The sequence below is a fragment of the Psychrobacillus sp. FSL H8-0483 genome, from assembly GCF_038637725.1.
In the GTDB taxonomy this organism is placed as follows: Bacteria; Bacillota; Bacilli; order Bacillales_A; family Planococcaceae; genus Psychrobacillus.
Map to the genome: position 1 here is coordinate 1,800,130 of NZ_CP152052.1, position 13,585 is coordinate 1,813,714.

14 protein-coding genes and 3 pseudogenes are annotated in these 13,585 nt (G+C 33.8%); all 17 read left to right on the top strand.

Features of this window, described 5'->3' with window-relative positions; all coding sequences use genetic code 11:
* Positions 1-44 precede the first annotated feature (44 nt).
* Positions 45-689: an alpha/beta hydrolase gene (locus MHB48_RS08460; protein WP_342601030.1), complete on the top strand. Its 645-nt coding sequence runs from the start codon at positions 45-47 to the stop codon at positions 687-689.
* Positions 690-837: 148 nt separating this feature from the next.
* The gene (locus tag MHB48_RS08465; protein WP_342601031.1) at positions 838-1,674 is read left to right on the top strand and encodes an MBL fold metallo-hydrolase; all 837 of its coding nucleotides are present in this window, start codon (positions 838-840) and stop codon (positions 1,672-1,674) included.
* Positions 1,667-2,683 (top strand): S66 peptidase family protein, encoded by a 1,017-nt coding sequence (locus tag MHB48_RS08470; RefSeq protein ID WP_342601032.1) that lies wholly within the window; start codon positions 1,667-1,669, stop codon positions 2,681-2,683. Before MHB48_RS08465 ends, MHB48_RS08470 begins: the two co-directional genes overlap by 8 nt.
* A 170-nt stretch (positions 2,684-2,853) precedes the next feature.
* Complete coding sequence (locus MHB48_RS08475) at positions 2,854-3,384, top strand: GrpB family protein (protein WP_342601338.1); 531 nt, start codon at positions 2,854-2,856, stop codon at positions 3,382-3,384.
* Between the two features lie 16 nt (positions 3,385-3,400).
* Positions 3,401-3,946: pseudogene (locus tag MHB48_RS08480) on the top strand (histidine phosphatase family protein); the annotation flags it as partial.
* A 343-nt stretch (positions 3,947-4,289) separates the two neighbouring features.
* A complete protein-coding gene (locus MHB48_RS08485; protein WP_342601339.1) occupies positions 4,290-5,021 on the top strand; it encodes an alpha/beta hydrolase in 732 nt (243 codons plus the stop codon).
* The gene (fosM, locus tag MHB48_RS08490) at positions 5,018-5,440 is read left to right on the top strand and encodes a FosM family fosfomycin resistance protein (RefSeq protein WP_342601033.1); all 423 of its coding nucleotides are present in this window, start codon (positions 5,018-5,020) and stop codon (positions 5,438-5,440) included. The genes MHB48_RS08485 and fosM overlap by 4 nt, the downstream gene beginning before the upstream one ends.
* 33 nt (positions 5,441-5,473) lie before the next feature.
* On the top strand, positions 5,474-5,929 hold the full coding sequence (locus MHB48_RS08495) for a GNAT family N-acetyltransferase (protein ID WP_342601034.1): 456 nt from the start codon (positions 5,474-5,476) through the stop codon (positions 5,927-5,929).
* A 386-nt stretch (positions 5,930-6,315) separates the two neighbouring features.
* Positions 6,316-6,594: pseudogene (locus tag MHB48_RS08500) on the top strand (DUF2975 domain-containing protein); the annotation flags it as partial.
* A gap of 68 nt (positions 6,595-6,662) precedes the next feature.
* Positions 6,663-7,430, top strand: a complete 768-nt coding sequence (locus MHB48_RS08505; protein ID WP_342601035.1) for a DUF817 domain-containing protein — start codon at positions 6,663-6,665, stop codon at positions 7,428-7,430.
* A 345-nt stretch (positions 7,431-7,775) separates the two neighbouring features.
* Positions 7,776-8,195, top strand: coding sequence for a DUF1131 family protein (locus MHB48_RS08510; protein ID WP_342601036.1), 420 nt, complete (start codon positions 7,776-7,778; stop codon positions 8,193-8,195).
* 395 nt (positions 8,196-8,590) lie between these two features.
* Positions 8,591-9,412, top strand: coding sequence for an aminoglycoside adenylyltransferase domain-containing protein (locus MHB48_RS08515; RefSeq protein ID WP_342601037.1), 822 nt, complete (start codon positions 8,591-8,593; stop codon positions 9,410-9,412).
* Positions 9,413-9,429: 17 nt separating this feature from the next.
* Complete coding sequence (locus MHB48_RS08520; RefSeq protein ID WP_342601038.1) at positions 9,430-9,867, top strand: hypothetical protein; 438 nt, start codon at positions 9,430-9,432, stop codon at positions 9,865-9,867.
* A gap of 224 nt (positions 9,868-10,091) precedes the next feature.
* Positions 10,092-10,274 carry a PspC domain-containing protein gene (locus tag MHB48_RS08525; RefSeq protein ID WP_342601039.1) on the top strand — a complete coding sequence of 61 codons (183 nt, stop codon included), beginning with the start codon at positions 10,092-10,094 and terminating at the stop codon, positions 10,272-10,274.
* Between the two features lie 208 nt (positions 10,275-10,482).
* On the top strand, positions 10,483-10,995 hold the full coding sequence (locus MHB48_RS08530; RefSeq protein ID WP_342601040.1) for a GNAT family N-acetyltransferase: 513 nt from the start codon (positions 10,483-10,485) through the stop codon (positions 10,993-10,995).
* A gap of 251 nt (positions 10,996-11,246) precedes the next feature.
* Positions 11,247-11,838 (top strand): annotated as a pseudogene (locus tag MHB48_RS08535) (GNAT family N-acetyltransferase).
* A gap of 602 nt (positions 11,839-12,440) precedes the next feature.
* Positions 12,441-13,436 carry a phosphotransferase gene (locus MHB48_RS08540; RefSeq protein WP_342601041.1) on the top strand — a complete coding sequence of 332 codons (996 nt, stop codon included), beginning with the start codon at positions 12,441-12,443 and terminating at the stop codon, positions 13,434-13,436.
* The last annotated feature ends 149 nt before the right edge of the window (positions 13,437-13,585 follow it).

Here is a 13,585-nt window from a genome sequence, read left to right on the forward strand (position 1 = left end):
CAAAATGCTATGATTAGTTGAATTTAAAAGAAGGGAAGATATATATGAACACAACATTTACTTATATTCATAGTGCACCACAAACGACCGATGAAAATAAAAAATATCCTGCACTATTTTTAATCCATGGCATGGGTAGCAATGAAAATGATTTAGTAGGACTTGTATCGAGTTTAAAAGAGGAATGTCATATTTTTAGTATTCGTGGGCCAATTAGCCAGCCACCTGGATATGCATTTTTTACAATTGAAGGGTTTGGTAAACCACATCCTACGGTTTTTGATCAAGTTATCAAAGATCTTCAAACATTTATCCAAGAGGCAATAGAAGAATATTCAGTAGATAGGGAGCAAGTGTATCTACTTGGTTTTAGCCAAGGAGCAATATTATCTCAAACTTTAGCTCTTGTAATGGGTAAACAAATAAAAGGAATAGTTGCACTAAGTGGATATATTCCAGCCTTTGTAAAGAAAGAGTATGTAAGACAACCCGTTGATCAATTGAATGCATTTATTTCACATGGTGAATTAGATAATATCCTACCATTTGAATGGGGAGTTGCAAGTAAAGACTATTTCACCGAACAGGGAGCGAATGTTACATTTAAAAGCTATCCAATAGCACATGGTGTAGCAGCAGAAAATACCAGAGACTTATTAGCATTTTTAAACGAGAACATAGGTGAATAAAAGGATATATCACCCCTTATGACGAATAGTATTCATCATGAGGGGTGTTTTTTTATGGATTGGAATAGCGAATTTCGTCCTCACTATACATATTTGAGACTAATAACAATCGTCAATTTACTCGCTACAAAAGAATCGGGGGAAGAACATGATTCAATATGACAAAGAGAATATGAGAGTTTTTCAAAGCTCTCTATATAAAACTACATCCGCTGTAATAGAGCTGAATGAGGCAATTGTGATGACCGATCCGAATTGGCTGCCACAAGAAGTGGATGAAATTAAGGCTTATGTAAATCAAATTAGAAAAAATAGAGCCCTATATATCATCTACACACATAGTGATTTCGACCATATTATTGGTTCGGGGGCATTTCCTGACGCAATAGTAATTGCTTCTCAAGCGTTTAACGAACATAAACAGAAAGATGAAGCAATAAATAAAGTGCATGCATTTGATCAGCGCTATTATATACAGAGAAATTATAAGCCGGAGTATCCTCAGGTGGATTATGTTGTAAGTAAAGATGGACAAAAATTGATCCTAGGAAAGAGCACCTTAACTTTTTATTTAGCACCAGGGCACACAAATGATGGCTTGTTTACAGTGATAGAGCCTGCTGGGATATTCCTTTCAGGTGACTATTTATCAGATGTGGAATTTCCGTTTATATTTGATAGTTATCTGGAATATCTTAAAACGATGAATAAGGCTAAAGACATTTTTTCTCTGCATTCTATTTCCGTTCATGTACCTGGTCATGGTCATACAACGGAAGATAAAACAGAAATGGAAGACCGATTAAAATTTGCACAAGCATATCTGGATCAAATAATAGATATGAAAGAAAATATGGAAGAAATATTGAAGGGTAGATACATATTCTTTCAAGGGATGAAAGATATTCATGTAGAAAACCAGCAGTTGGCTTTCAATGAAATAAAACAATTCACTTTGCATAGTAAGGAGACTCTATATGATTAATTATCCTCATTTTGAAAAAGGAGCAACAATAGGAGTAACTGCAATATCATCTGGTGTACAGGCGGAACTGCATGATATGTTCAAATTGGCATGCGAACGTATGGAAGCAAGAGGGTTTACAGTTATATGTGGTGATACTGTTTGGACTCAGGATAAAGCAAAATCAGCACCTGCTAAATTGCGTGCAGCAGAATGGAATAAAATGATGGTTGACGACAAAATTGATATAATTCTTCCTCCTTGGGGTGGAGAATTACTAATTGAGTCACTGGAATATATTGATTTCGAAAATATAAAGAATAAATGGGTATTAGGCTATTCAGATGTAAGTTTACTACTGCTAGCCATTACATTGAAGACCGGTATAGCAACAGCACACGGCACCAATTTAGTGGATTTAAGAGGGGAAGTTTGGGATGAAACAACAGCAATGTGGAGGGCTGTTTTATCTACAAGTCCTAGTGAATCTGTCGTTCAACACTCTTCACCCAAATATCAAAAGAAATGGGATCATGCGAATCCTTCAGCCTGTCTATTTCATTTAACCGAACAAACAGCATGGAAATCATTATCAAGTAGGAATGTGAAGATGCAAGGTCGTCTACTTGGTGGATGTATAGACGTCATTAGACATTTAGTCGGTACTCCGTTCGGTGATGTAGAAAATTTTAGGGAAAAATACATCAAGGACGAGCCAATCATCTGGTATTTGGAAAATTGTGAGTTAAACACAACAGATTTACGACGTTCTTTAGTGCAAATGAAATTAGCGGGTTGGTTTGATCAATGCTCTGGTTTGATGTTTGGTCGAAGTAGCGCGGAGACCGCGGTTGATAATTATTCGGTAGAAGATGTTTATAAAGACATGTCAGACGAGCTGAATATTCCTATTATTTATGATATCGACTGTGGCCATGTTCCACCTCAAATGACGTTCATCAATGGTGCTTTTGCGGAAGTAGAGCTGGAAGAAGGGAAAGGAACTATTTTGCAATCCTTTAAACCGTAATGATTTTCAACGAAGTGATATATGTTCGTATTTTAATGACAAAGTACAATTTATGAAATTAACTCAATTACCTCCAGAATTTCACTACATACTAAATTACTTTTCATATTATCTGTGGTTGTTTATTTTGGATAGTTATGGTGTGAACGAAAGAAAGAGGGGAAACGATGATGAAGTTAGGTTTAAAGAGAGATGAAGTCAAGTTAGTTCCTTATACAAGTGAATGGAACCGTGAGTTCTTAACGGTTAAACAGGAAGTAATAAATTCCGCTCATCTAGAAGGAAATCGGATAGAACATATTGGCAGTACTGCAATTATGGATATGGATGCAAAGCCGATTATCGATCTATTAATTGGTGTAGATGATATAACGAGTGTGGATGCATCCATCATAAAAGGACTCCAAACAGTTGGATTCTTACGGCTTCGAGTGGAAAGACCAGGTGAAATCGTATTTGCCAAATTTCAAGATGAGGCATACGAAGTAAAGACGCATTATATACACTTAGTTGACTATGACAAAGAACTGTGGAGTAATTTAATTTTCTTCAGAGATTATTTAAATGCAAATGAAAGTGCGAGAGAAGAATACAAAAAGTTGAAAATAGCTTATGCAGAGCGTGAAAATATGAAAATAACGGAATATACCGATTTAAAGGAGCCGTTTGTGAAGAGTATTTACGAAAAAAGAAAAAGATAGGAGCTGAATGATGTTGATTACAAATTTGTATTTCGTTAGACATGCACATTCTACTTATTCACCAGACGAACTGGGAAGACCTTTGTCAGAACGTGGAATGGAAGACGCAAAGTTAGTTACGGAATTATTGCAATTAGAGAGAATAGATCATGTAATTTCTAGTCCCTATCAAAGAGCGATTCAAACTGTGGAGGGTATTGCTAATTACATAGAACGTGAAATAGAATTAGTCGATGATTTTAAAGAACGGACTTTGTCGGAACATCCTGTAGCGGATTTTAACGAAGCCATTTCAAAAGTATGGTCTGATTTCAATTTTTCTTTAGATGGTGGGGAGTCAAATAACGTAGCACAAGTAAGAGGCGTTGCAGCAACCGTTGAATTGCTTGATACATACAAAGGTAAAAACATCGTTATTGGTACACATGGTAACATCATGGTGTTAATTATGAATTATTTTGATCCAAAATATGACGTTCATTTCTGGGAGCAGCTTGCCATGCCCGATATTTATAAACTGACTTTCTTCGATAAGCATTTAATTGAAGTAAAAAGAATAGATGAAAATGAAAAGAACCCAAGTAACAGTGGCTATACAATTTTTAAATCTATTGGAATTAAAATAAATTATCCTTCTGTAGATCTTGATAAGGAAACTGTCATTGGGGAAGTGTCATTTGAAAATAAGGTATACATGACGGTTACAGTGGATTTGCAATCTGATAGGGTAGAAGTGGAAGGATCTGTTATGGATCTTGCCCATTTAATTCCTAACGAACATTTGGAAAATGAATATATAGATATGATAAAAAATATGGCCAAATTTTTTATAGATAATAAAATAAGTAATCCTAAAGAATACTATGAAAACCTAGCAACTAAATAGAAAGTGAGGTCTTCTATTGATGTTTCTCCATAAATATGCAAATTCTGATGGCATTAAGGTGCATTACATGGATAATGCCTTTGCGCATAGCTTTCCAACTCCACTCGTTTATGTGCCAGGTGCTTTGAATTATGCAGAACAAACCATTGACTTGTTAAGTACATTTAATCCAAGAAGAATAGTCACCATGAGTTTACGAGGACGCGGGAAAAGTGATGCACCACAAACAGGCTACGCCCTAGAAAATCATGTTCAGGATATAGCTGCTGTCATAGAGGAAAGTAAAGTACAGAACTATTGCCTAATGGCTTATTCAATGGGCGTTCCATATACAATCAAGTATGCTGCTAAAGAAGAGCATATCAAAGGGTTAATATTATGTGATTATCCAGCAACATACCCAGCTATACCTGAAACCTGGTCCGACAGAATTCTTACTCGGGGATTTATAACAGAAGACAGGAACCATGTAGTGACGGGTATGCAAATAGATTCCAAGCAAACTGAATTATATCCTGAATTATCCACCCTAGATATACCTGTATTAATCATAAAAGGTGGAGCAGAAGGTTCATTATTAAAAGAGAAAGAAGTAGATAAATATAAACGCTTCTTAAAAGATCTAACGATTTGTGAAATTGTAGAGTCTGGACATGAACTGTGGTATCCTGATAAACAGAAATTTATAGATATTATCACTATTTTCTTAAGAAAGCTGGATAATTCTGATGAAAGGGAGGGTTTAAATTGACTATAAAAGGTTTAAATCATTTGTTATTTTCCGTTTCAAACTTAGAAAATTCTATTACGTTTTATCAAGATGTATTGGATGCAAAGCTTTTAGTGAAAGGAAGAAGCACTGCTTATTTCGATTTACATGGGATGTGGCTAGCTTTGAATGAAGAAAAAGATATTCCTCGTAATGAAATTAGAGAGTCGTATACACATATAGCCTTTTCAATAGAAGAAACTGATTTTGAACTTACATTTGAGAAACTAAATAACTTGCATGTAAACATACTTTCAGGTCGAGATAGAGATGATAGAGACAAAAGATCTATATACTTTACGGACCCAGATGGACATAAATTCGAATTTCATACGGGTACGCTGCAAAACAGAATGGACTACTACAAACAGGCAAAAGAGCATATGGAGTTTTTCGATTAGCTAGCGATTTAACATCTTAGGGGAGGAATAATAATGTATCAATATTTCAATGGATTAGTTATAAGAGATGGTACAGAGGATGTTCCAGCAGAAAGCGTAGAACACCTGTTTAAAGACGCAGGTTGGGTAAGAAATACTCCAGAATGGCAGAAAGAAAAGTTCTCATTAATTTTCCAAAACTCTACATGGGCGTTTACTGTTTGGGATAATAATCAAATGATCGGTATGATCAGGGTCCTTTCTGACAAAATAATGGCAGCAAACATTATGGACCTGGTAGTCTTATCTGAATATCGCGGGAAAGGAATTGGTAAAAAACTAGTAGCTCTTTGTCTGCAAAAACTTCCTCACGGAGATTGGTTTGCTCATACTTCTTCCAACAATTTTACCTTTTACGAAAAATGTGGATTTGAGGTTAAAGATTTATCAGAAAACGGGACTTGTTCTTACTATGGCTATACACAAGCAAGAAAAGATGGACATAGGTAAAGGATGCTGGTGAACTAAAAAAGTGCTTAAATATCCAATGAAAAAGACATGCCAGATTTCCTACTTCTTTAAAGTAATCCTTCTGATGAGCTGTGCTTTTGTTCTTACCTTCTTCAACTAACGAAGGCTTATATTTAAGATCTAGCTGCCATCGATGCAGCTTTTTTTTATGTGCTAACGAAGCAGGTTAGTTGCACAAATTATAAATTGAATAGTTTAAAGTTATAGAGCATTTCCCTGTAGTTAGGAATGCTTTTTATTTTGTTTAAAAGTAAAAGGATAATTATGAAACAATAACAATGTAATTAAAAACAATGTTTTTTTATTGCAAAACGATAAAATGAGTGTTAAATTAAAATTGACACTAAATATGTGAGGTACTATTTATGACACGTAAACAATGTTCAACAATTTTCTTAAAGGTAATTATTTTTCTTATTGGAATTACGGTACTTGCTTTGTGTATATTTTGGTTGCCTTGGATAGCCAGTAGAGATGGAGAAGCGAATCCAGAGACTGCTTACTTGCAATATCCCTTTTTAGTATGTGCGTATGTATTGGCTATTCCATTTTTTGTTGCACTGTATCAAGCATTTAAACTTTTAACCTATATTGATAAGAATAAGGTTTTCTCGGAATTATCTGTTAGAGCATTGAGGTATTTAAATCTATTTAGCTACTATACTAAGCAGGACTTACATATATTCAGAAAAAACCTTTGGAGGCACAAATCATGAGAGCACTAAAACAACTTGTTCGTTTTGGCTGGGAGCAGGCCCTATCCTGTTTGTTTCCTATCGTTATTTTTGCCTCTTTGGCTTTTACACAAATTACGCCACTTCCCTTTCTACCACGGTATGACTGGCTGCTCATCATCTGCCTTCTAATGCAGTGGTGGATGGTGCATTCTGGGCTTGAAACACGGGATGAACTAAAAGTTATCACATTGTTCCACCTTATTGGACTTTCTCTTGAACTTTTCAAGGTACATATGGGCTCCTGGTCTTATCCAGAGGAAGGATATTTCAAATTATTTGGAGTGCCTTTGTATAGCGGATTCATGTATGCAAGTGTAGCGAGTTATCTTTGCCAGGCGTGGAGGAGGTTTAATGTTGAACTGGTAAGGTGGCCACCGTTTTTGGTAGTTGTACCTCTTGCAGCTACGATTTATTTGAATTTTTTCACCCACCATTATTGGATTGACATTCGTTGGTGGTTATCTGGACTTGTAATTATCGTCTTTTGGCAGTCATGGGTCACATACGAGGTTAATGGAACTCGTTACCGAATGCCACTAGCACTTTCTTTTGTGCTCATCGGATTTTTTATATGGATAGCCGAAAATATCGCAACGTTCTTTGGAGCTTGGGAATATCCAAACCAAACCGATGCATGGAGTCTCGTTCATCTAGGAAAGGTGAGTTCATGGCTCTTATTAGTTATTGTTAGCTTTCTTATTGTAGCTACGTTAAAACAGGTTAAAAGAAAAATTCCGCTATAGTCAATTTTGATAACTGTTAAGAACTTGATTTTACGTAGGTGGAGAGGGGACGAGTCACTTTTTTTTTCACTTTTTATAGGACGAGTATAACAGTTGTTCGGCCAAGTACGTCTAAAGTCGTTCTTGATCGAACGCCAATTATTCGGCTACTGCCCTACTCACGTTTGAAGATAGAGACTTCTTGTCGAAGAATGGTTATATGAAAAAAAATAATATAATCTAAGTTTACAAATTACATATATTATAATTAGTCTATTTATATTGAATATTATGGATATAAAGGTATAATCAAGTAAAATAAGGTTAAGAAAGGTGATGTAAATGAAAAAGTAATTAAGTATATTATTGCTATTAGTAGGATTAGTCTTTGTGATTTTTTCATTTTCAACAAATTCTTTTGCTGTCAAGAACGACAAAAGTTATGAAGATGACCAAGTTATTTCTGTTTCAGATTCTTTAGACGACTCATATGCTGTCGAGAACGACATGAGTTACGAAGATGGTCAAATTATATCTGTCTCAGATTCTTTAGACAACTCATATTTAACAAGGAACGACATAGGTTACGAAGATGGCCAAATTATATCTGTTTCTTCAGAGGACAAAACAATTGAAGTATTTTATACAAATTACTCCGATATATCAGAGACCTATTATTATGAAGAAGACAGTGGAGAAGATTGGTATAGAGTTATCGAAATTGTAAAATCTTTAAATGGTTGGTTTGCTACGTTCAGTGGAACAAGTTCTGCATTGGTTAATTAATATATCAAAGGAAAATTTATTCTAAGCTCACCTATTTGGTGGGCTTTTTGCAAAATGGAGAACGATAGATTATGGCAAAGTGTCAACGGTAAATCGAAACGAAGGAGTTCTGCTTGCAGATTTTCGTAGTGAGAATTTAAGGAGTTGACATCCTACACTAAGTGGAGACGTTTTTTCAATAACGTGCAGTTTAACTGAACAAGGTTATTTTATAGTATTAAAAGAATGTTGCCAAAGGGGATGGCTTTAATGGATATAAGTTTAGAAAAAGCAACAGATGTAGATGCACCAAAAAATGAAATTCAGGTCCAGGCATTTGACTTTTTATAGTCAAAGGAAAAAGCAATGACATATCACATATGATTGGTTAGCGTTTTAAAGAAAGGAGCGATTTTATGGATGCAAAAATACCCCTACCAGTCCAAAATATATTAAGTGTGTATATTTCCTTATTTCATGAAAGAATTCCCAATACACTTGAAGGATTATATTTACACGGTTCAATTGCCCTTAACGCTTATATTAATGGCACTAGCGATATTGATTTCATTGCAATTTTAAACCGTCATTTATCTGAAGAAGAGGTAAAAATATTATCTGATACTCATCGAGAATTAAAAAATAAATTTAAAAAAACAGGAATGGACGGATGCTACCTTCTTTGGGAAGACATAGGTAAGAAACAGACTGAAACAAAAAAATGTTTATGCGTAAACGAAGGTAGAATAGGTTGGAGTAAACACGTTATTAATCCGATTACTTGGTGGATTCTCAGAGACAAAGGGATCAGCATTATTGGTCCTGAGATAACATCATTCCATTTTGATGTTGATGAAAGTGCTTTGGCTGATTACGTACTAAATAATATGAACAGCTATTGGTTGAATCGAATGAATACAATTTCAAGATTCAAAAGAGTAGTGCTTCTATTGCCAAACAAACTTGTGGATTGGGAAGTACAATGGTCTATTACTGGAATGTTACGCCAATTCTATACACTTAGAGAACATGAAATCATTTCAAAAGTAGATGCGGGCAAAAATGCAATTAATTATATGCCAGAAAGATGGCATAAGATTATTAATGAAGCGTTAAGTATTCGAGAAGGATTAAACATACGTTACTGTGAATCTAAAAAACAAAGGATTAATGACACAATTCAATGTATGAACTACATACTTGATTATTGTAATAATATGAATAAAAATAAGGTCTAAAAGTGAGAGTGGGAGTAATGAAAAAATTTTTTTTATTGTTAATTGTTATTTTTATTGCTGGTTGTAATGGAATACCTCAGACCTCTACTGATTATGTCCAAGCACAGGGCAAAGTTATTGTAGGAAATCAAGATTATTCAATGATGATAGATGAATTCGTATGGAAAGAAAAAGACTTTGAAACTAGAAAGCTTAATGATTCCAATATTTATGACTTAGCAGATGAATTCAATACATTAGAAGTTGAAAAAGATGATAAGTTAAAAATAGAAGTTGAACAAAATCCTTCTTCAATAATCGTAAATCAATGGAATGAAGATGGTACAAGTCAGACTGTTGAACTTAATGAAAATGAAATAACTCTACCATCGAAAGAGGGCAATTATATTTATGAAGTTATGGCAGAATGGAGTGAAGGGAAAATATCTTATGTTTTTGATATTAATATAGAATAATACAAAAAAGAGGGCGATCTAAACTGAAACTTGGGTCGCCCATCTTCACTTTTAAAAAAATAAACAATTTATTTCACTACGGGGTGCTTTACTTTAGAAGAAGTAGAGCCTTTTTCTTATTCAAGTAACGAAGCTGTTTAGTTCAATAAGAAATAAAATTTGCTTTCAGCTTTGCAAATCAATTTAACACTGTCCAATTTTTAAAATATGAAGGAGGTATTATTATGCAAAAATTAAAGAAATCTTCAAAAGATAGGTTATTACGGGGCGTTTGTGGAGGGATTGCAGAATTTTTCGGTATATCTACTACAATCGTTAGGTTGATATTTTTCTTTACAAGTCCAGCATCTATTATTGTGTATTTATTTTTAGCAGTGACTTTAGAAAATGATAATAAATTATATTAAAACAATACTTGGTAAGCTACCATGGAAGAACGTAAATTTTCTTCCATATTCTGTGGTGAAGCAGGGCTACATGGATGGCTAACGGGGTGCTTTAGCAGGATAGGGCTGTCAGGAGACAACCTAGAAAGATATTCAACTAAAGGGGTAGGCTAGTTTAACAAAACGTGTGATTCACAGTATATAAAAATATAGGAAAAGGGGTGTCTTTATGAAAGTAAGAGAAGCTAAATTATCTGATGCAAATGGAATAGCTTTAGTACATGTAGACAGCTGGAGAATTACATACAGAAGTATTCTACCTAATGAATACTTAATGAACTTATCCTATAAAAGACGAGAACAATTTTGGGAAGCTAATATTCCAAATGGTAATGTGTTTGTAGCAGAGAATGATGAAGGAAAGATTGTTGGTTTTGCATCAGGTGGAAAGGAAAGAAGTGGCAAGTATAAGGAATATGAGGGAGAACTAAGCTCTATCTATATTTTAAAAGAATATCAGGGACAAGGAATAGGAAAACTCCTCGTAAAATCAGTAATTAAGGAAATTCAAAATTCAGGAATAAGCACAATGCTTGTACTTGTATTAGAAGATAATAATTCAAGGTGGTTTTACGAGGCTATTGGTGGTAAGCAAATAAACAAAGTTATAGTAGAGATTGCTGGCAAGAAAATAAATGAACTAGTATACGGCTGGGATAATATTGGAAATATATTTGATTAATTGTTCTTGAACTAACATGGAAGAACGTAATTTTCTTGCATATTCTGTGGTGAAGCAGTGCTTCATGGGAGGCTAACGGGGCAGTTTAGTTGAACAAGATCTAATTTCAAATAGAGGATTATGATTTTCTAAGTCGAATAATTTAAGAGGATATATTGAAGCAGAAACGAGATCGATTATAAAAAGGGGATTATGGTTTCAACTTTAAACAACAGGAACTTAAATTTAGAATTGAGGGGAGAAAATATAAATTGTTTATTCGTGAATATAAAGAGTCTGATGAAATAGGTTGGGTTCGATGTAGAACGCTATCATTTCTAAATACAGCTTACTTTGATAATGTTTTAAATAAAAAGGAAAGCTATGAAAATCCTGCAATCGAACTAGTTTGCAGAATTAAACGGACAAATTATTGGTCTCATTGATGTAGAGTATGAAAAGGAAGAAAAGACAGTTTGTTCAAGGGGAGAAGGTTTAGGAGGTATGGTCTGGCATATTGCGGTTCATCCAGATTTTTATCGACAAGGAATTGGCGAGCAACTACTTCACGAAGCGGAAAAGCGAGCAATCGAATTAGGTTTAAATAGATTTGAAGCATGGACTCGAGATGATTTTTGGGTACAGAATTGGTATGAAAAAATGTTTTTTAATAAAGTCGATTCATACTACCATATTTACTTTGACGGAAGTGATATGAAAAATCGGATTCAAAGTACCATACCTAAACTCTACTTAGTCAATACATTCGCACATTACGTAGGGGATGAAATTGAGCAATTTAAAACAACTAATCAACGAATTTATGAATGTGTTTGCTATGAAAAATATTTGAATAATATATAGTGCTTATTCAACTAACGAGTGCTTTACTTGAACAGCATAGAGCTGCTTAGACAGCTCTTTTTTTATTGAACTAAAGAATCAGTTTAGTTGAACAAGGCAAGTGGAAATGGAATGTCGCATATGACACAAATTGTGAAGCAGTTATTATCTACAAAATTTCTACTTTGTTAGATAAAAATAGATAGCTAGTAAATAAACAATAATATAAAATACAGCCCAAATCCTATAAAAAAACATAATGCAACCCTTTTCACTTCTAAAAATTATTAATACTGCAAGAGCTAAGATTACCATTATGATAAATGGGCTAAATGTTAGTTGAGCTAGTATAGTAGTCAACGGTTGTTCTGCTAATTCAGTCATGTTGCCTCCAACTATAAGTAATAAAATCAATTAATTTTATCAGTATAATTAATAATTAACCTTAGAAGATACTGGAAACAAAATGAAGTTCCAATAGTAAAAAAGAAGAGAAGGTCCTTATTCAACTACCATGGAAGTACGTAATTTTCTTGCATATTCTGTGGTGAAGAAGAGCTTCATAGATAGCTAATGGGTGCTCTAGTTGACGAAGAGGAGTTAATCTAAATGAGGAGGATAGCATGAATAATTATAACGAAAAATTAATTAAAAATGCTTTAAGTCAGTATGGGATTTATGATTATAACTCTTTTTTCATAAGACATAATGAAAACATTACTATAAGAATAATAAACAATGTAGATAAAAATAAATATTTATTGCGTATACACATACCCATTACTCCTGGACTTCAGGGGGTACAACATACTTATGAAGGTTTAACTGCAGAGATGGAGTTGCTTATTAGTTTAGCAGATAAGACTTGTTTGCCTCTTCAACAACCAATTAAAAATAAGAACGGCAGTTTTGTTTCAACAATTATTGATTCCAATAATAACTGTTGCCCATTAAGTACACTCCTTACTTGGAAAGAGGGAGACGTATTCACAGGGGAGGAATTAAATTCTCTGAATATTGCTCATGAAGTAGGTGTTGTATTAGCAAATATACATAATTTTTCAAGCAACTGGACAATCCCGCATCCATTTATTCGGCCAAATTATGATATTAATAAGTACACTAATTTAATGGATAGGTTACATTATGGAATTAAGTTAAATCTATTTAACTCGGAACACTTTGACATAATTTCAGATACTTTGAAATATATACGATTTATTTTTGATGATACACCAAAAAACAAAAATAACTGGGGAATCATTCACGCAGATCTTCAAGGTGGAAATATTATTGTTAATAACAACATAGTAATTCCAATTGACTTTGGTTTCTCTGGTTATGGTTTTTATCTATTCGATATCGGTCTTACTCTTGCTTCCTTAAATACTAATCTTAGAGAAAGAGTCTTAGAAGGTTACAAAACATTAAGAAATATTGATAGTGCTGACGAACAACTAATAAGTGCAGGTTTTATCTTGGGTATTATTGGTTCTTTTGGGTTTAATATAAATAATCCAAAATCCCATGAATGGATTCAAAGAAGAATGCCATATGTAATCCAAAATTATTGTTTATCTCTTCTGGAGAAAAAGTCTTTTATTTTAGCAATAGAATGATTTAATTTTAATATACTCGCATTTCTTTAACTAATAGGGAATGAAAAGTCGAATTTTTACTAACAGGCAGTTTAGTTCAATAAGAAGTGATAAAATAAAAAATCGTGTATTGAGATTGATTAAATGGAAAATCAAATTATGAGTAAGCT